Below are 18521 nucleotides of genomic sequence, written 5' to 3'. Positions count from 1 at the left end.
GTTAGTATGCATAGCTTAGTAATTCACATTAGGTGTATAGTTATTATTGGCATTCCATAGCAGATATTCATCAATGCCATTTTCTTTCAAGGCCCGAATCTGCTCTTCAATTTCATGCTTGCCGTACTTAATGTAACCAGGTATCCAGGAAGCCGTGAAATCTTGAATCCATGGCCGAACGATAGGCTTCCAGCCCTTTTTGTCAATGGCTTCCAATTTCTTGTTGGTATCCTTGGATGCGCCGTTGATTGTAGCAAAAGGGGCAGCATCCGGCACCTTGGAGCCGAACCAGCCTGTGCTGTAATGACTCGGATAAATCATTGGGGCGATGACGTCGACATTTTGCGAAATTTTCTCAAAATCCTGTCCAATCCCCTCAGCAGCGGGAACCGAAGCAGCATATCCGAAAATATCAACGGAAACGCGAGCCCCTAGAGGTTCGATTTGCTCTTTGGCATATTTGACGAAGGATGCAACGGCATCGATACGAGAGCGCTCATCTTTGGTATATTTAAGTGTGTCAGCTCTTTTCTCGAAACCTTCCGGGAATCGGACATAGTCGAATTGAATCTCTTTAAACCCAGCTTTGATGGCTTCTTTCGCAACAGCGATATTGTAATCCCAAACTTCCTTGTTATAAGGATTAACGAAGCTATCCGGCGGGTTTTTGCCATTGCCCCAAAGCGTGCCGTCCGGGTTGACGAAGGACCACTCAGGTTTCTTCTTGGCAAGTATCGTATCTTTGAATACAACGATACGGGCAATCGGATAAATCTTATGCTCATTCAGTGTGTTCATTAAACCCGGCATATCGCCAATAATTTTCTGTGTAGTTCCCATGGCATCCAAGTCCGCATTGCCTGTTTCCCAAGTAATGTAGCCCCAATCATCCTTGACGTCGATGACCATTGAATTCAATTCGGTGTCATCCATCAGTTTCACTAGGGTGTTGAGACGAGCTCCTCCGGCACTGTGAGCAGTTGAGTAAATGCCTTTGACTTTGGGAGCATCCTTCTGTGGATCCTGTTTGTTGAGCGGATCAAGTGGACTGGACCCTGGTGTAGGCTGTACGACAGCTACAGCGTTCTTGGCATTCAAGGAAGCTTGCACTAGCTGTTCAAAATTGGCATCAGGGTTAGCGGCCGTGACATTGCCCCAAATAAGGGCGAGTGAAGCTAGTAAAATTTCCATGATGTATAAGTCCTCTCCTATCTTGTACTTCTTTTATTATAAAGCAAGGTGTAAACTACGCACAGAGGGAATTTGTAGATGAATGTAGAAAGAAGGTAGATTATTGTTGAAACGAGATAGACAAATAGTGTCCTTATCCGGCGTTAATTTTTTTTACTATGCCTCTAGTGCTATTTTATTGCCGTATTTACCCTTGTATTTGCAAAATAAGGGCTATTCTGCCGCCGACATCGGCCTCTTAATGATGATTGGACCTTTCATTTCAATATTTGCCCAGCCTATCTGGGGCTATGTGAGCGATCGTTTCAACTCCGTGAAAAATATCGTGTTCATTCTGTGGGTTCTGTCCTTATTAGGCAGCATTGGACTGTTTCTAACGAATGGTTTTGCCTTAACGCTTGGATTTATCCTGCTGCTCTATTTCTTCTTGCTGCCTTCCGTCCCGTTGATAGACAATCTGGTTGTGAAATCAACGACTGGGCGCGGAATATCCTATGGGTCTGTTCGCTTATGGGGGTCCATCGGATTCTCGAGCGTTGCGCTCATTTCGGGTCTGCTGCTTGAGAGATTGGGAGGAGTAGCCAATATTCCTTATTTCTACTGGGTACTGTGGATTTTCCCATTCGTGCTGCTGGCCTTTATCAAAGATGAGAAAAGCAGCGGGCAGCGGATAACGTTAAGTGCGATTAGTATTATTTTCAAAAACAAAAGCTTCCTATGGTTCATGCTGATGATGCTCATCATTTCGATTCCGCACCGGATGAACGATGCATTATTAGGTCTGTATCTCAATAAACTGGGCGCCTCGGATGCGATGGTCAGTTGGGCATGGGCAATCGCGGCATGCAGTGAAATTCCGATTTTTGCCCTGATCAATCGCTATATGCATCGTTATCATGAATTAACCCTATTAGGCATCGCTTCAACCTTATATACGATTCGATGGATTTTTTACATCTTTATAACCGATCCATGGGTGCTGATTGCTATGCAAGTAACGCATATGCTCACTTTTGCTGTCTTGTGGATTGTTGCAGTCCAATATGTAGTTCGACTGCTTCCAGAGCAATTCGGTTCAACAGGGCAATCGATTCTCGCGATGGTGTTTATGGGGCTTGCCGGGATCATTGGCGGTTCGGTAGGGGGATGGTTGAGTGAAGAGTGGGGAGGCGCTAGTATGTATGTATTTGCCACTCTGATGTCCGCAGTAGCAGCATCTCTATTTCTTGGTACTCAAGCCTATATGAGAGGTAAAAATACATAAAAAAAACACCCGGATGCATGAGGCACCGGGTGTATGTACTTTATTTGTGGCCTTGTCCTGAATCGGCATTCGTTACTTCCGAAGGATTAACTTCTTTGCGAACCGATGCAGGCTGCTCTTCAATTGTAGAATTTCCGCCATTTCCGCTCGTTGCATCTTTGAATTCGCGAAACATTTTACCGAATCCTCTGCCGAGCTCCGGCAATTTATTTGGCCCAAACAAAAGTAGGGCAACAATTGCTATTAATATAATGTGCCAAGGTGATAATGCTCCCATGCTAGACACCTCCAGTAGTTTAATCTTTAGTTCCAGTATAGCATGCTCTTATCATAACCCATATACCCTAATTATTACAAACTACATAACTTTGCATAAAAAAATGAAGAAAGACGCCCTGTTAGTGATACAGGGCGTCTTTATGATGTTCCGAAATACTGAATTGAATAATTTCCATGACATCTTCTGCTTCGAGCGCCTCAATCCCAAATCGGAGGACAATCTCGGAGTCCAGCTCGCAGCTGGTTAAGAAGGGATACAACTCGGGTGTTAATTTCATTACAATCCTGGATAATTTGACTGTCTCCACAAGCATCACCCTTCCAATCAAAAGATTAGAATAAGAACTACGCCTGAACCATTTAAGTTAACAACCAGAACTATATGAAATTACAATCATTATAACACAAATCACAGCGGAATAAAGAGGCGGATGGCACGAATGTTTATTTAAGCTTGCGAAACTCGCCGACAATCCCAACCGTTTCTACGATATTCACGAATGCTTTGGGATCAACTCGCTTAATGATTCGCTTTAGTTCAACAAGCTCGTAACGGGTAATGACGGTCATCAACATATCATGCTGCTGCTTGGTGTATGCGCCTTCCGTCTTCACCAACGTCACACCGCGAGGGAGCAGCAGCAGTTCGTTAATCAACTCATCCTTCTGTTTGGTAACAATAAAAGCAGTCACTTTCACGTGGCGAATATGTATCGTATCAACGACTTTGCCACTAATATAGATCGCCAGCATAGAAAAGAGAGCTAGATCCCAATTATGTTTAAAATAACCTAGGGCAACAATGACAATTCCGTTCATAGACGATAGGATCGTGCCAAGAGGGAAATCGAATTTGCGCGTTAAAATCAAACCAACAATATCGAAGCCTCCGCTTGAACCGCCAATTCTTAAGGTGATTCCGCTCCCAATTCCAATTAAAACGCCACCAAACACAGCGCCAAGAATCGGTTCCTGCGCCACATAGCTGGTAGGCAGAATCTGCATCAACCATACCGTCAAAATAACGGAGGAGACGCTGATCATAATAAATCTTCGGCCAATAGAAACTAATCCCCAAATCATCAATGGCAGGTTGAATGATAGATATAAGAAGCCAATGTTCCAATTTGTAAAATAACCGATAATCATAGCGAAACCAGAAACTCCTCCGCTAAGCAGTTGGTGAGGGATGAGGAACATGTTGAAGCCAACCGCGACAAGCAGTGCGCCAACTAGAATGACAAGAACATCTAGCGCTTTTTTCAAAAAAAATCACCTCTAAAATAGTATGCAGCATAATGCAAGTATAATTCATTCTTTCAAAACTTCAATCATTATTTAACCTGTGTTCAATTAAAAGAAATGGAAATAAAAAAAGCTGTGTCCAATTCATGGACAACAGCTTCATGTGCGGATTTATCGTCTTTTGAAGGAACCTGAACGCGTGCTTGTGCTTGGCTTGGTGGTTTTGCTGCTCGATGGTGTGGTTACCTTGTTCGTAGTGGAGCCATCGTTCTTCCGTGTTGTTGAGCTGCTGCCTGTGTTAGGTGATCCTGCACTTGAACCCGTGCCTGTCTTAAAGGTTCCGGTTCGATCCGATGTTGTAGGCTTTTTATCTTTGGACGTATCGGTCGTTGGTGCGGTTGTTTTTCCCGATCCGGCATTATAGGTTGGAGTCCGGGTATATCCTCTATAATCATAACTTCCTCTATTGTTGAACCAACTGCCGCCAAATAAGGATTGAAGCAGGGTAGCGGTCAAATAACCTTGCAAGAAAGAGGAATCATAATGTGTTTTGGCATATTGAATACTGTCAATTTGAACCAGGGTGTTTGAACTGTCTTTGGGATCTTTCTGAATGTTAATGACCTTGTCATTGTAAACAAGGAACATTTGATCCTCAGATTCCTTGCTTTTTTCTTTTGGTGATTCTTTCGCTGCAATTTCGGTTGCTACCGCGGGGACGCTTTTGCCCTCTACGGAATAAACCCTGGATAGATCACTGCCCTTGCCATCCACGCTGACTAAGGGGTATTGATCTTTGACATAACGTCCGGCATCAGCGCCACACGCGGTAAGGAGGGCGATGATCAATAAAAAGGAAAGCCAAGAAGTCCATCTTTTCACTTTGCAGTAGTCCCTCCTTTCCAAACTTTACTAATGATAACATAGGTTGTTTAGGGCGTCGATTTTAAAAATTTGATCTGATTGCCAGGTGTTCGTTCACCTTCAAGCGCAATGAATTTCCCATCTTGCCATTGGAGGAAGAAAAAGCGTTGATCGGGTCCGAAATAGCGCCAGAAGATAACATCATCCCCATTGCGGAAATCGGTGTTGCCTTCCGTCCGAGTCACATCATTGCGATGATACTCCAAATCAAAGGTCACATTTTCATCTAGTTCAAGGCGTGTAGGCACATCATTCGGATCATCAAGCGCGCCTTCGATAAAGCTGCAAATGAAACAGTCATAGGTTCGCCCTTTTTCCACGATTAGACACTGAATATTTTTGCCACTTTGCAAATAATAAGCGTAACGATGTGGAGCAAAACCGCGGTCAAAATAAATGGCCTTGCCAGATACGACATATTCTTCTAAGTCTACACTGACGATATCTCCAACTCGAGCATCTTCCAGTGGGTTGCCAACAGGTGTTGTAGGAGGGACATCTTTATTGCTGCGCAGAATGCTGCCAACTCGTTTAAATATGGACATAATAAAACTCTCCTCTGTTCCGATTATTGTACTACCATGTAATACGCTTTGATTATACGGAAGGTTTCGTTCCCAATTTGAAAGTAGCCTCTGGAAATGTGTATATAACTTGTGCTATAATATTTTAGATGTTCTTAAGGGCGGCCAATTGGATCATGGAAGATGATGAATCGAAAGTGTATTCCACCAAGAAACTATAGATACGGATAGGAAGTCGTACTTAAGGGTAAAAAAGATACAAGGCATTAGCCTGCCCTGTACAAAAGGAGATTGAATTTATTTGAAAACATTTCAAGAGTTTGGTTTAGAGCCGGCGATTTTACGCGCTGTTACGGAGATGGGTTTTGAAGAGTCCACACCAATTCAAGAAAAAACGATCCCGTTAGCCATGGAAGGCCGGGATTTGATCGGTCAAGCGCAAACAGGAACAGGGAAAACAGCTGCTTTCGGTATTCCGCTAATTCACAAAATCAATACCAAAGAAGAGCGCATTTCTGCTCTTATTATGTGTCCAACACGGGAACTTGCCATCCAGGTTGCGGAAGAGATTGAAAAACTCGGTCGTTTCAAAGGCATTCGTTCTTTACCAATCTACGGTGGACAGGATATCGTTAAGCAAATTCGCGCTTTGAAAAAGAAACCGCAAATCATTATCGGTACGCCAGGTCGTTTGCTTGACCATATCAACCGCAAAACGATCAAGTTAGATGACGTACAAACGGTCATTTTGGATGAAGCAGATGAAATGCTCGATATGGGCTTCATGGATGATATCCAATCTATCCTCAAATTAGTACCGGAAGAGCGTCACACGATGTTGTTCTCGGCAACGATGCCAGCTAATATTCAAAAATTGGCTCAACAATTCCTTCGCAACCCTGAGCATGTTTCGGTCATTCCTAAACAAGTCAGCGCGCCATTGATTGACCAAGCTTACATTGAATTACATGAAAAACAAAAATTCGAAGCACTTAGCCGTTTGATCGATATGGAAGCTCCGGATCTTGCGATCATCTTCGGTCGTACGAAACGCCGTGTTGACGAATTAGCAGAAGCTTTGCAAAAAAGAGGCTATGCAGCTGAAGGGCTACATGGTGACTTATCCCAAAATCAACGTGATAACGTAATGCGTAAATTCCGTGACGGCAGCATTGATGTATTGGTTGCTACGGATGTCGCGGCGCGTGGTCTAGACGTATCTGGCGTAACGCACGTAATTAACTTTGACCTTCCGCAAGATCCTGAAAGCTATGTTCACCGTATTGGTCGTACAGGCCGCGCAGGTAAAGAAGGTACGGCTTGGACGTTCGTAACACCAAGAGAAATCGATCACTTGCACTTCATTGAGAAAGTGACGCGCCACAAAATTAGCAAAAAACCTTTGCCTAGCTTGGCTGAAGCCATCGAAGGTAAACAAAAAATGACAGCTGAGCGTATTCTTGATGTATTGCAAAACGATACGCATGGTGAATTCAAAGGTCTTGCTATTCAAATGTTGGAGCAATATGATTCCGTTAATCTTCTTGCAGCAGCGATGAAGCTTCTGACAGGCGACAAAAAGGAAACTAATATTGAGTTAACACCAGAAGATCCGATTCGTGCAAGAAAGAAAAAATTCGACGTGCGCAGCTCAGGCCGACGCGTTGGTGGTGGATACGGTTCAGGGTCCAGCTCATCAGGTTCAGGCGATCGTCGTCAAGGTGGCGGATACAACTCCGGCTCCAGCAGCTCGAACTCCCGTTACCCGCGCAAAGATAGCAGAGACTACGGTTCAAACAGAGAAGGCGGAAGCAGTTCCTCTTCCAGAAATCGCGAATACGGCAGCAACAATTCCGGAAACCGTGATCGTTCCAGAGCTCCTCGCAAAAGCGAAGATACACTTGTAAACAAATAAGGGTTAGTACCCAAATAAAAGGCGAAGATCCTCATGAGGATTTTCGCCTTTTCATTTTTGGAAGCACCTATAACGACCAGACGTCTACCTATAAACTGAAAAATAGGCTATAATTAAACCATATCGTGAAGCAAGACAAGTTCCGTTAAAGTTGGGTTATAACATCAACGTAGAAAGTTTCCATTAAGGAGACGCTAAGGAGGAAACGGTTTTGGAGTTTAGAGGTGTTATGGGAGGACTATACAGAATATCAGAATGGATAATGCGCCTATCGGTGATCAATCTGCTCTGGCTCGTATGTTCGATTCCGGTTTTCTTTTTTGCATTTATGGGTTTGGTGAGTCAATCACCTGATGCTCTGAAGTCGATGTTACCGATATTGGCTATTTTGGCACCGTTTACTTTATTTCCGGCAACCTCAGCCATGTTCACAGTAGCAAGGAAATGGGTCACAGGTGAAGAAGATGTGCCATTACTGAAAACCTACTTCCGTGGATATAAAGAAAATTACCTGCAAAGCATGGTTGGCGGCATTTTCTTTGTTATCATTTTCGTAGTTATTGCCGTAAACTACTTCTTTTATTTGAAGCAGGGAAGCACGCTGCGCGTATTGGCCGTTTTGTTTATTGCGTTCACGGTCATTATTCTTATTTCCTTGTTTAATTTCTTCTCAATTATGGTGCATTTGCACATGAAGATTTTTCAAATACTGAAGAATTCGATTCTGATTACAATTGGTAACCCGGTTAATTCGATCGTGTTGTTAATTTGTAATGGTGTGATCTTTTATATTTGTGTGACGAAGTTCAATTTCTTCCTTGTCGTGTTTTTTATGGGTAGTATTATGGCTACGTTCTCTTTCTGGCAATTCAACCGAAGCTTTACTAAGCTGCAAATCAAGCAGCAGCAGCTAGAGGAGAAGGAACAGCAGAAACTGGCTGAGGCTCAGGAAGAACAAGAGCTAGGTGAAGTTGAGAGCGAAAAAAACGATATCGAAATTAGTTTGCATAAAAAAGAGGATTCCCACAAAGAATAGAGAATAATCCCAGCCAGTTGATAATCAGCTCGCTGGGCACTATAATAAGAACTACAAAAGAATCCTGCGATGTTCGTAACGGTTTTAAGTTGTTTTAAACCAATGACTGTTTCTAGGGAGACCTACATTGAAGTGTGGCTGACATGCCCTCGAAAGGGGACCTCAAATACACTTCTGCGGACACCCACCTGCGAGAGCGGGTTTGAAGCACCAAAACCGGACGGCATAGGCGGGTTTTTTTGTGCCTATTTTTGTGCTTATGAGTGTAATTAATAAAGCCTTGAATCCGTTTAATGGATTCAAGGTTTTTTTTGGTGTTATGGGGGGGAGCTTGCCACATGCTTAATTTTGTTGGCGGGAGGGGGATGTGGCTGATTAGTTGTGACTCCAATTGAGCTTGAGTAACAGAAGCGACTTCGAGCAGTTAAAGTGACTCTAAGTAGCTTAAGTGACTTCGAGTGACACAAGCGACTCCAAGTAGCCAAAGCGGCTCCAACTAGTTCAAGTGACTCCAGTAGCTAAAGTGACTCCAATAGCTATAGTGACTCCAATAGCTAAAGTGACTCCGATTAGCCAATGTGACTCCGAGTAGCTAAAGTGACTCGGAGTAGCTCAAGTGACTCCAAGTAGCTAAAGGGACACCAGTAGATAAGGTGACTTTAAGTAGCCAAAGCGACTTCGAGTAGCCAAAGAGGCTCCAAGAAGCTCAAGTGACTTCGAGTAGCTCAAGCGACTCCGAGTAGCCAAAGTGACTCCGAGCAGCTCAAGCGATTCAAGTTGCTCAAGCGACTTCGAGTAACACAAGCGACTCCAAGTAGCCAATGTGACTCCGAGTAGCTCAAGTGACTCCAAGTAGCCAAAGTGACTCCGAGTAGTTCAAGTGACTCCAAGCAGCCAATGTGACTCTGAGTAGCTAGAGTGACTCCAAGTAGCCAATGTGACTCCGAGGTAGCTAGAGTGACTCAAGTAGCCAAAGTGATTCCGAGTAGCTCAAGCGACTTCGAGTAGCTCAAGCGACTCAAGTTGCTTCAACAAATTGACTGGATTAAATCAATCTGAATGCAAGATTTTGATGCAAGGGAACTATGTTCCCTTATTCGTCACCCAAACAGTCGTTTGGGTAGTTAGACGGAACTAGGATCCGCTATTTTGTCTAATTTACCGAAAATTCACCTGAGAGTGGTGGAATAAGGGAACATAGTTCCCTTTCGGCTGCAAATATTGGATTTTGAGTCAAATAGCGTACTCTAGTTCCCTTGGCGAGAATTTTTATATAATTTTCCTTAGTTGGCCAAATGTCTATGCGCTTGCGTGGTTGATCCCAGCTCTTAGGGATGAATCAGTAAAAGCGCTGTGGCTTACCACTGGTTATGAAGGCGTAGTCTTCATGGCAAACTAATGTCCAGCCAATTCGCTTAACTGGTGGAAAGTATGCTGAAGTGTGCCATATAATCCACGATAAATTTGGTAATAAGTATCGTATTGCTGCTGATTTTCCTGATTTGGTTCTACACGATCGGTAACGCGAATCCATTTGTCGCATAGGGTGGTAATGTCAATGCCCAGCACACCGGAAGCGGCCATGATAGCAGCGCCGTAGGCCGGTCCGTCTGTCGAGTTAACCGTAACGACAGGGATGCCGAAGATGTCGGCGATCATCTGACGCCAGAAAGGGCTTCTTGCGCCGCCGCCGCTCACGCGCAGCTCCGTCACTTCAATCCCGGATTCGCGGACTAATTGCATCGAATCACGGAGACCGAAAGTGATGCCCTCGAGAACGGCGCGGGTGAGATGTGCTTTTCCGTGGCGCAGGTTAAGGCCAATGAAGGCGCCGCGGGCCTTCGGATCCGGATGTGGTGTGCGCTCCCCGGATAAATAGGGAAGGAACAACAATCCTTCACTTCCCAGGGGAGCAGTGGCTGCCTCAGACGTCAAGATTTCATAGACGTCCTTGCCTTCCTGCTGCGCACGCTCCAGCTCTTCGTGCGCAAAGTGGTTGCGCCACCACTGGAACGAGCCGCCGGCTGCCAGCATTACCCCCATGCGGTGCCATTTGCCTGGCACGCCGTGACAGAAGGAATGAAGCCGGTACGCTTCATCCACTTGGTAGGTGTCGTCATGTACGAAGACGACACCGGACGTGCCGAGCGCCACGGAGGCGATGCCTTGGCGCACGACGCCAACGCCTACGGCGCCGCAAGCTTGGTCGCCGCCACCGGCAACTATGGGCGTGCCGGCGGCAAGGCCGGTCAAGCTGGCGGCTTCCGGCAGCAGGTGCCCGGCAATGTCGCCGGACTCGAAGAGCGGCGGCAGCCACGCGAGCGGGATGTCCAGCCGCTCAGCGACGGTCTGTGACCAGCTGCGCTCAGCCACGTCGAGCAGCAGGGTGCCGCTGGCGTCGGCGACATCCATGCCGAACGCACCCGTCAGGCGCAGCCTGACGTAGTCCTTCGGCAGCAGCAGATGCCGAACACGCGCGTAGTGCTCCGGCTCGTGCTGCCGGAGCCAAATGACCTTGGGCGCTGTGAAGCCTGTCAGCGCCCGATTGCCTGTCAATCGACCAAGCTCGGCTTCGCCGACGGTCGATTCGATGTATGCGCACTGCTCTGCTGTGCGCTGGTCGCACCAGAGCAGCGCAGGACGGATAACCTGCTGCGCTTCATCTAAGAAGACCGACCCATGCATCTGGCCGGAGAAGCCAATGCCGGAGATCGCCTCGCCGGCGGTGTTCGTCTTCGCTAATAACGCGCGAATTCCTTCTACGGTGGCGTTCCACCAATCTTCCGGGTGCTGCTCCGCCCAGCCGGGGAATGGCTGTTGAAGCGGATATTCAACGCTATGACTGCCGATGACATGACCGTCGGCATCCACGAGAATGCATTTGATTGCGGAAGTTCCTAAATCCAAGCCCATAAAATACGACATGAAGATTCACCCTTTGTTAGTTAAGTATGGATATCCTTAATATCTTTGTTTGTTTATTAAATATACAAAGATTGTTCATATACTATATTCGCAGAAAGACAGAAAAATCCTTCTTTGGCGGAACAATTTATTTCCAAATGAAATTCATTTCATGCCACTGAATGCCTCCATGTGAAGAGTTCGAAGGCATGATGTAACGAAATCCATGCTTCTCGTAGAAAGAGATCAGATGTTCTTCGCACATGAGAACGATACCTTTCAATTGATCTTCTTGAGCTATTTGAATAATGCGTTTGAGCAGTGCGGAAGCAATTCCTTGCCTTTGGTGAGAGGGGTGAACAGCAATCGTGAGGATGCAAAAATAGGATCCGTCGACTTCATATTCACTCGCTTGTTTAATACTTTCATCCGATAAATCCATGTGGCTTAGCTTTATTCCGTTGGTTACTCCAACGATTTGTGAAGTTGACTCGGTTTCAGCCACAAGAAAATAGGGACCGAAAATGGTCTTCCTCATTTGAAAAGCTTCCAGGCTGGCAGCGGACTCTTGGGTAAAGACAGTTCTTTCTATCTCATAGGCCTTAATAACTTCAAGGTCGGTAATAACGGGGCGTATCAGCATTTGTAGGCAGCTCCTCAATTAATTTTTCCCATGGTAAAAACTATTTCATTCGCACATAACTGTTTACCTATAGCATATAATAAATTTATGTAGTATAATCCATATTAATAAGTTTCCTTAGTACAACATTATTGGTCTAGAGAAAGAAGGAAGATAAACATGGAAGCAGCCTATAAAAAACCAGAGCATGAGCCGAATGGATGGAAGAGTAAGTCTTCTATGCCAAGTCTGCCTGAAGTTCATCACAGTATGAATGTCCCTAAGAAAGCAGGATTTTTCCGTAAATTACTGGCCTTTGTGGGTCCTGGGTATCTCGTAGCAGTAGGTTATATGGACCCGGGCAACTGGGCAACAGATTTGGCAGGCGGTTCTCAATTCGGGTATACACTTTTGTCTGTCATCTTAATTTCCAACTTAATGGCTATTCTCCTGCAAGCCTTGTCTGGGCGTCTTGGTATTGTCACAGGACGGGATTTAGCGCAAGCTTGTCGTGATCATTATAGTAAGCCGGTCTCATTCGCTCTGTGGATATTATGCGAGCTTGCGATCGCAGCTTGTGATTTGGCGGAAGTGATTGGTGCCGCGATTGCTTTGAATCTATTATTTGGGATGCCGCTTATATACGGCGTTATACTTACATCGATCGATGTATTGCTGGTACTTCTTCTGCAGAAAAAAGGTTTTCGCTATATTGAAGCGATGGTTATTAGTTTGATGGCACTTATCGTTATTTGTTTTGTTATGGAACTCATTTTTTCTAGACCTGACTTTGCAGCTGTAGCTGCTGGCTTTATTCCAAGAACAGAGATTATTTCCAACCCGGCTATGTTATATATTGCTTTGGGTATACTAGGGGCAACCGTTATGCCTCATAATTTGTATTTGCATTCTTCGATTGTGCAAACTCGTAAAATTGAACCAACGATTGAAGGAAAACGAGAAGCTATTAAATTTTCGACAATTGATACAACGGTTGCCTTGATGCTGGCCTTGTTCGTTAATGCGGCGATTCTGATCTTGTCCGCGGCAGCTTTCCATTCCGCAGGCAAAGAAGTTGCCGAAATTCAAGATGCATACCATCTTCTTGGGCCTATGCTAGGAACAGGAGCGGCCAGTATTCTCTTTGCAGTGGCTCTCTTGGCTTCGGGGCAAAATTCTACATTAACAGGGACGTTAGCTGGGCAAATTGTCATGGAAGGCTTTCTGAATATCCGGTTATCGCCATGGCTGCGCCGCTTAATTACGAGAATGATCGCCATTGTGCCAGCTGTCATCGTGATTGGGATCTACGGTGAGAGAGGTGCGACCGATTTACTTATTCTCAGTCAAGTTATTTTATCTTTGCAATTATCTTTTGCAGTTATTCCATTAGTTAAGTTTACTTCTGACCGTAAAAAAATGGGTGTGCTCGTAACGCCAAAATGGATGGTTATTTTAAGTTGGATCGTGGCCGTCATCATTGCAGGATTGAATGCTTACTTGTTGTATACCACTATATTTGGGTAATTAAATAGCGTGAATCCCCCTGATTTCATTTTCCCTCTTTTTCTTAGGCCTAAACAATGGTAAGATAGAGAGCAGTGTAGAAATGGCATGCGGTCTAGATGCACTTCATTGAAGGGGGAAAAGGCTTTTGCTTAAGAGAACTTTAATAGGATTACTTCGCAGTCATGAAACGACCGGAGATAAAGCCAAAGATCCTTTGCTTAAAACAAGATATTATAAGCTTCCAAAAGATCAGGTTTGGGAAGAAGTAACGGCTGTTTTGAAGAAAACACCGGGTTACAAGCTTCTTCACGAAGTTCAAAATGTTGGTGAAATTCTAGCAGAACGCAAGACGATGACGGGGCGAACACAAGATGTTACCTTAACGTTATTTGGAATTAACCCGGTAAAAACAGCGGTAGATATTTATTCGGCTTCCCGAGGGTCTATGGGTGACCTGGGCTCCAATTACCGCACCATTATAGATATTTACAAACAATTAGATCGTAAGCTTGCCTCATATAAGATTGAAGGATAACAAAAACAGCAGGGAAGCTAGGCCTCCTTGCTGTTTTATTTGTGTCTATTAAACTAATTTTTTAACAGCTTCTACAGCCGCTTCATAGTTAGGGTGAGCTGTCATTTCGCCAAGGTATTCAACGTATTGAACAGTGTCATTAGCGTCGATAACGAAAATGGAGCGCATATCCAATTGAAGCTCTTTGATCAATACGCCATAAGCTTCGCCAAAGGATTTTGTTTTGTAGTCGGACAAAGTCACGACTTTATCGATACCGGCAGCACCGCACCAGCGGGATTGTGCAAAAGGAAGGTCTACACTGATTGTTAGAACAGCTACGTTGTCGCCAAGGCCAGCTGCTTCTTCGTTGAAACGACGCGTTTGCGCATCGCATACGCCTGTATCCAAGGAAGGGACAACGCTGATCAATTTTACTTTACCAGCATAGTCTGCAAGGGAAACTTGCGTCATCAAATCTTTGTTCACTGTGAAGTTTGGTGCTTTGTCACCAACTTTAATTTCGGGTCCTACCAAAGTAATCGGATTGCTTTTAAGGGTAGCAACACCAGTACGTTCTTGAGCCATTTGAACAGTTCCTCCTTTATTTTCCATGCTAATTAACAACCTATCTATTATAAGCTTTTTGAACTTAGGTTGTCCAATCGCTGGTGTGAGGCTATAATTTAGAAGCATAAAGCAGGATTCAGCTCCATGATTGCAAATTCATTCATAATGTAAGAAAACTCGGGGGATTCAAACAGGTGGAATTAAGACAATTGCAATACTTCGTTAAAGTAGCAAGAAAGCAGCACGTGACCCAAGCGGCTGAAGAAATGCATGTTGCACAGTCCGCTGTTAGCCGTCAGATTCATTTATTGGAAGAAGAGCTTGGTGTGAATTTATTTGTTCAAAAAGGCCGCAATTTGCAGCTGACTTCAGTGGGGCATCTGTTTTTAAGCCGAATCGAAGGGATCTTGACTGATCTTGAACGAGCGGTGGGAGAGATGCATGAGTTTCTGGACCCTGAAGCCGGGGAAATACGCATTGGATTTCCGCACAGTTTGGTGATCAATTTACTACCTGCTGTTATTGCGTCCTTTAAAAAGGATCATCCAAATGTAAAGTTTAGATTGCGTCAAGGAACGTACGCTTCCTTAATACGCGATGTTACGCGGGGAGAGATTGATCTAGCCTTTATCTCGCCATTTCCGGAGTCTCATGAGCATGTTACCGGTGAAATTCTGCTTACGGAAGAATTATATGCAATTATTCCGGCTAATCATATTTTGGCTGAGTATACGTCGATCCGGTTAGAGCAGCTGAAGCATGAGTCCTTTGTCATGTTCAGTGAAGAGTATACGCTGCGTACGATCGTGATGGAGGCTTGTCTTAAAGCAGGCTTCGTTCCGAAAATTGAATTCGAGGGCGAGGAAACGGATACGATTCGCGGACTTGTAGCCGCAGGAATGGGCGTTAGCTTGCTTCCTTCCATGGCTCTGATGGAAGGGGGTCAAATGCAGCCGACCAAGATTCGGGTAACGGATCCTCAGGTGACTCGGACGGTTGGTTTGATTTGTCGGAAAGGCGAGAAGCTTCCACTTGTGGCAGAAGTGTTCAGACGGTTTCTTCATGAGTATTTTCAATAAACCCGTGTTAATCCCAAAAAAGATCTCCTCGTGAGTGCGATCGCACATCACTTGGAGATCTTTTTGTTTGGTTTAATCGTTATTGTTGCGTCCGCTGAATATCATGATATATTTCAGAAGCTCAAGGACTGAGATCAGTGCTGCAGCCACATACGTAAGTGCTGCTGCATTAAGCACTTTGGCGACGCCGCGCTCTTCTTCATTCGATATGAAGCCCTCGGCTACCATCAAATCGCGAGCTCTTGAACTCGCATTGAATTCCACGGGCAATGTTACTAATTGGAAAGCAACGGCGGCTGCGAAGAAAATGATACCTAGGCCAAGCAGCCATGGAATCTGCTGAAAAATGAAGCCGGCAAGGATAAGCAAAGGAGCGACGCCGGAAGCGAAATTAACAACCGGAAACATCCGGTGTCTTGCGACGAGCATAGGGTAATGCACTTTGTGCTGAATGGCATGCCCAACCTCATGACAGGCGACGGAGATGGCTGATATTGAGCTTTCGTAATAAACAGGTTCAGATAATCGAACGACTTTGGCCAACGGATCGTAGTGGTCTGTCAGCCTGCCAGGCACAGCCTCTACAGGGACATCGTAGAGTCCGTTAGCGTCGAGCATGCGCCGCGCTGCTTGTGCACCGGTCATTCCCGAGTACACAGGGACTGTGGACCATTTGTTGAACGTTCCTCTAACCCGGAACGAGGCCCACATGGAAAGGATGAAAGCGATAATGATGAGAAAATCCATTGGATGAAAATAGAACATAAGACACGCCTCCGATTTCGTTATGAGAACGGATTTTTACCTAGAAGAACAATTAATGCTTCAATACAAGCTGCGGTGGGCTGCGTTAAGATGCGGTACAGCTTTTTCATTTGGTTAGGCTTCAATTGGCTAATAATTGGCCCAAGCTCTTTGGCTTCCTTCATTAACTGTTCAAGATGAAGCTGGAGAGATGTCAGCTTATCTCTCACTGTATCATCGGGTGATACTTTGCTCCATTGCTGTAAGTGCGCTTTGATTTCCTCTAAGGTATATTTCTCGTTCTTCATTGTTTCAATACGTTTCAATCGATTCAAGGTTTCATCACTGTAAAGACGATAGTTTGTATCAGATCTTTTCTCCGGCTCAATCAACTCCAACTTGGTGTAGTAATCAATGGTTCGAGGACTGACATCGGCAAGTTTGGCAAGTTCTCCGATTTTATAAAGTTTCTCATTCCCCATAATAAGTTCACCTCTACTCCAATGGTATGTACGACTTCCTTCATATAGTAATGATACCTGATTACAAACCGTACAGTCAAACGTGATGCTTGGAAAAGCTGACATTGCTTTTTTATTGAATTCGGGTCATTTTGGGGATCCAATGTGCTAAAACACGAATTATGCCTGATTCATGTCAGGTTATTTTTCGTTTTTTTCTATTTTATAGCGAAAATCCTATTGTCAAACCCAAATAACCTGTATATAATGACAATAAGAGTTTCATTACATGTTACTTAATCTAACATTAAAGGAAGTGGTCGTATGGTTAAGAAGTTGTTGTTAGCTTTCGGCGTTATGGCATTATTGTTCCCTACTCTCGCATTTGCTGCAGATGAAGCAACGATACCCCAACTTCAAAGTGCTATCGATGCTGTTTGGGTCATGTTAGCTGCAATTTTAGTTATCTTTATGCAAGCTGGATTTGCCTTATTAGAAGCAGGGTCAACTAGAATGAAAAATGCCGGCCACGTAGCCGGTAAAACAATTTTAACTTTCGGATTATGCGCCATCGCTTTCTGGGCGGTAGGTTTCGGGTTTGCCTTCGGTGACGGAAATGCCTTCTTCGGAACGACAGGGTTCTTCGTTACAGGTTTAGAAGATCAAGCGACTGCCGCTTTCGGATCGTTGTCAGCTTCTGATGTGCCGATCGGCATCAAGTTCTTGTTCCAATTAGCTTTCGCGGGTGTATCCTTGGCGATTGCGTGGGGCGGATTTGCGGAAAGAGCGAAACTTCCTGTCTATTTCATCTTCGGAATTCTTTTCACAGTCGTGATTTATCCGATCGTAGCTCACTGGGTATGGGGCGGCGGTTGGTTGAGTAAATTGGGTATGCAGGATTTCGCGGGTTCCACGGTTGTTCACTTACAAGGCGCAACTGCAGCGTTAGTAGCAACGATCTTGTTGAAACCACGTATTGGCAAATATAATAAAGATAAAACGCCAAACTTGATTCCCGGTCATAACCAAGTCTTATCTGTTCTAGGTGTCATCATTCTTTGGATCGGTTGGTTCGGTTTCAACCCAGGCAGTACTTTGAGTGCTATGGGTGACGGATTCTTCGGTTACATCGCTTTGACAACGAATATGGCTGCTGCGGCGGGCGGTGTTGCTGCTCTGATTATTTCCTGGATGTACTTTGGCAAAGCGGATATTCCTAGTATGTTGAACGGTGTTCTTGCAGCGCTTGTTGCCATCACGGCGGCGTGTGCGTTCGTAGATACATGGGCAGCTATCGTCATTGGTGCAGTTGCCGGTATTGTTACTTTCTTCACAGCGCAATGGTTCGAAAGAGCTGGAATCGACGATCCGATCTACGCGTTCTCCGTACATGGTATCGCGGGTATCTGGGGTACACTTTCCACTGGATTGTTCGCTACGCCTGAGCTTTCTGCGAAAGTTGGCGTTGGTGGTGCAGGCTTATTCTATGGCGGCGGCTTACACCAATTGGGTATTCAAGCGTTAGGCGTATTCGGTGCATTGGCTTTCGTGCTTGTTCTTTCCTTCATTATCTTAGGTATTCTGAAAGCAACTGTAGGTCTTCGTGTTACAGAAGAAGAAGAAATTATCGGTCTCGATCTGTCTGAACATGGTTCTTACGGTTACCCGGAACAAATGAAAAAAGCAGCTCAAAACGGCGTGTCCGTTTAATATCACATACACTTTCTACTAGAGCAAAGG

The 18521-nt window shown here is 44.9% G+C and carries 18 protein-coding genes and 1 other RNA gene; 8 read left to right on the top strand and 11 right to left on the bottom strand.

The annotated features are described in order from the left end of the window. Positions 1-15: 15 nt before the first annotated feature. Positions 16-1191: a putative glycoside hydrolase gene (locus tag BC351_RS16280; protein ID WP_079413797.1), complete on the bottom strand. Its 1176-nt coding sequence runs from the start codon at positions 1189-1191 to the stop codon at positions 16-18. A 106-nt stretch (positions 1192-1297) separates the two neighbouring features. On the opposite strand from BC351_RS16280, the gene BC351_RS16275 reads away from it, so the two are divergent. Further along, complete coding sequence (locus BC351_RS16275; protein WP_079413836.1) at positions 1298-2455, top strand: MFS transporter; 1158 nt, start codon at positions 1298-1300, stop codon at positions 2453-2455. 40 nt (positions 2456-2495) lie between these two features. Here BC351_RS16275 and BC351_RS16270 read toward each other — a convergent pair whose 3' ends face one another. The 5 genes from BC351_RS16270 to BC351_RS16250 all read right to left on the bottom strand — a co-directional run bounded on the left by BC351_RS16270 (position 2496) and on the right by BC351_RS16250 (position 5448). Then, positions 2496-2732: a Sec-independent protein translocase subunit TatA/TatB gene (locus BC351_RS16270; protein ID WP_079413796.1), complete on the bottom strand. Its 237-nt coding sequence runs from the start codon at positions 2730-2732 to the stop codon at positions 2496-2498. A gap of 121 nt (positions 2733-2853) precedes the next feature. After that, positions 2854-3048, bottom strand: coding sequence for a hypothetical protein (locus tag BC351_RS16265; RefSeq protein WP_079413795.1), 195 nt, complete (start codon positions 3046-3048; stop codon positions 2854-2856). 130 nt (positions 3049-3178) lie between these two features. Next, on the bottom strand, positions 3179-4000 hold the full coding sequence (locus tag BC351_RS16260; protein ID WP_079413794.1) for a YitT family protein: 822 nt from the start codon (positions 3998-4000) through the stop codon (positions 3179-3181). A gap of 150 nt (positions 4001-4150) precedes the next feature. Next, positions 4151-4861 (bottom strand): DUF4247 domain-containing protein, encoded by a 711-nt coding sequence (locus BC351_RS16255; RefSeq protein WP_079413793.1) that lies wholly within the window; start codon positions 4859-4861, stop codon positions 4151-4153. Positions 4862-4911: 50 nt separating this feature from the next. Next, positions 4912-5448 carry a DUF4178 domain-containing protein gene (locus BC351_RS16250; protein WP_079413792.1) on the bottom strand — a complete coding sequence of 179 codons (537 nt, stop codon included), beginning with the start codon at positions 5446-5448 and terminating at the stop codon, positions 4912-4914. A gap of 280 nt (positions 5449-5728) precedes the next feature. On the opposite strand from BC351_RS16250, the gene cshA reads away from it, so the two are divergent. The 3 genes from cshA to ssrS all read left to right on the top strand — a co-directional run bounded on the left by cshA (position 5729) and on the right by ssrS (position 8618). Continuing rightward, on the top strand, positions 5729-7342 hold the full coding sequence (cshA, locus tag BC351_RS16245) for a degradosome RNA helicase CshA (RefSeq protein ID WP_079413791.1): 1614 nt from the start codon (positions 5729-5731) through the stop codon (positions 7340-7342). 211 nt (positions 7343-7553) lie between these two features. Beyond that, entirely contained in the window at positions 7554-8378 is an 825-nt protein-coding gene (locus BC351_RS16240) for a YesL family protein (protein WP_079413790.1), read from the top strand. A gap of 58 nt (positions 8379-8436) precedes the next feature. Then, positions 8437-8618: non-coding RNA, 6S RNA (gene ssrS / locus BC351_RS16235), on the top strand. Positions 8619-9773: 1155 nt separating this feature from the next. Here ssrS and xylB read toward each other — a convergent pair. Then, a complete protein-coding gene (xylB, locus tag BC351_RS16230) occupies positions 9774-11303 on the bottom strand; it encodes a xylulokinase (RefSeq protein ID WP_079413789.1) in 1530 nt (509 codons plus the stop codon). A gap of 127 nt (positions 11304-11430) precedes the next feature. After that, complete coding sequence (locus BC351_RS16225; RefSeq protein ID WP_079413788.1) at positions 11431-11925, bottom strand: GNAT family N-acetyltransferase; 495 nt, start codon at positions 11923-11925, stop codon at positions 11431-11433. A gap of 159 nt (positions 11926-12084) precedes the next feature. Here BC351_RS16225 and BC351_RS16220 point away from each other — a divergent pair, with 159 nt between their 5' ends. Both BC351_RS16220 and BC351_RS16215 read left to right on the top strand, forming a co-directional pair. Next, positions 12085-13431, top strand: a complete 1347-nt coding sequence (locus BC351_RS16220; RefSeq protein WP_079413787.1) for an Nramp family divalent metal transporter — start codon at positions 12085-12087, stop codon at positions 13429-13431. A 127-nt stretch (positions 13432-13558) separates the two neighbouring features. Next, the gene (locus BC351_RS16215) at positions 13559-13948 is read left to right on the top strand and encodes a DUF1499 domain-containing protein (RefSeq protein ID WP_079413786.1); all 390 of its coding nucleotides are present in this window, start codon (positions 13559-13561) and stop codon (positions 13946-13948) included. A 48-nt stretch (positions 13949-13996) separates the two neighbouring features. Here BC351_RS16215 and tpx read toward each other — a convergent pair whose 3' ends face one another. Further along, on the bottom strand, positions 13997-14515 hold the full coding sequence (tpx, locus tag BC351_RS16210; RefSeq protein WP_079413785.1) for a thiol peroxidase: 519 nt from the start codon (positions 14513-14515) through the stop codon (positions 13997-13999). A 176-nt stretch (positions 14516-14691) separates the two neighbouring features. Here tpx and gltC point away from each other — a divergent pair, with 176 nt between their 5' ends. After that, complete coding sequence (gene gltC, locus BC351_RS16205) at positions 14692-15576, top strand: glutamate biosynthesis transcriptional regulator GltC (RefSeq protein ID WP_079413784.1); 885 nt, start codon at positions 14692-14694, stop codon at positions 15574-15576. A gap of 72 nt (positions 15577-15648) precedes the next feature. Here gltC and BC351_RS16200 read toward each other — a convergent pair whose 3' ends face one another. Both BC351_RS16200 and BC351_RS16195 read right to left on the bottom strand, forming a co-directional pair. Further along, the gene (locus BC351_RS16200) at positions 15649-16341 is read right to left on the bottom strand and encodes a zinc metallopeptidase (protein ID WP_079413783.1); all 693 of its coding nucleotides are present in this window, start codon (positions 16339-16341) and stop codon (positions 15649-15651) included. Positions 16342-16361: 20 nt separating this feature from the next. After that, entirely contained in the window at positions 16362-16802 is a 441-nt protein-coding gene (locus BC351_RS16195) for a MerR family transcriptional regulator (protein ID WP_079413782.1), read from the bottom strand. Positions 16803-17105: 303 nt separating this feature from the next. On the opposite strand from BC351_RS16195, the gene BC351_RS16190 reads away from it, so the two are divergent. Further along, positions 17106-18491, top strand: coding sequence for an ammonium transporter (locus tag BC351_RS16190; RefSeq protein WP_079413781.1), 1386 nt, complete (start codon positions 17106-17108; stop codon positions 18489-18491). The last annotated feature ends 30 nt before the right edge of the window (positions 18492-18521 follow it).

Origin of the sequence: Paenibacillus ferrarius (assembly GCF_002027705.1) — a bacterium.
In the GTDB taxonomy this organism is placed as follows: Bacteria; Bacillota; Bacilli; order Paenibacillales; family NBRC-103111; genus Paenibacillus_E; species Paenibacillus_E ferrarius.
This window is presented reverse-complemented; position numbering and strand designations above follow the sequence as displayed.

What these genes read in the sequence shown, in the direction of transcription:
- BC351_RS16280 (WP_079413797.1), bottom strand. Translation starts at nt 1,191, where the DNA reads ATGGAAATTTTACTAGCTTCACTCGCCCTTATTTGGGGCAATGTCACG.
- BC351_RS16270 (WP_079413796.1), bottom strand. Translation starts at nt 2,732, where the DNA reads ATGGGAGCATTATCACCTTGGCACATTATATTAATAGCAATTGTTGCC.
- BC351_RS16265 (WP_079413795.1), bottom strand. Translation starts at nt 3,048, where the DNA reads ATGCTTGTGGAGACAGTCAAATTATCCAGGATTGTAATGAAATTAACA.
- BC351_RS16250 (WP_079413792.1), bottom strand. Translation starts at nt 5,448, where the DNA reads ATGTCCATATTTAAACGAGTTGGCAGCATTCTGCGCAGCAATAAAGAT.
- xylB (WP_079413789.1), bottom strand. Translation starts at nt 11,303, where the DNA reads ATGTCGTATTTTATGGGCTTGGATTTAGGAACTTCCGCAATCAAATGC.
- BC351_RS16225 (WP_079413788.1), bottom strand. Translation starts at nt 11,925, where the DNA reads ATGCTGATACGCCCCGTTATTACCGACCTTGAAGTTATTAAGGCCTAT.
- BC351_RS16220 (WP_079413787.1), top strand. Translation starts at nt 12,085, where the DNA reads ATGGAAGCAGCCTATAAAAAACCAGAGCATGAGCCGAATGGATGGAAG.
- tpx (WP_079413785.1), bottom strand. Translation starts at nt 14,515, where the DNA reads ATGGCTCAAGAACGTACTGGTGTTGCTACCCTTAAAAGCAATCCGATT.
- BC351_RS16200 (WP_079413783.1), bottom strand. Translation starts at nt 16,341, where the DNA reads ATGTTCTATTTTCATCCAATGGATTTTCTCATCATTATCGCTTTCATC.
- BC351_RS16195 (WP_079413782.1), bottom strand. Translation starts at nt 16,802, where the DNA reads ATGGGGAATGAGAAACTTTATAAAATCGGAGAACTTGCCAAACTTGCC.
- BC351_RS16190 (WP_079413781.1), top strand. Translation starts at nt 17,106, where the DNA reads ATGGTTAAGAAGTTGTTGTTAGCTTTCGGCGTTATGGCATTATTGTTC.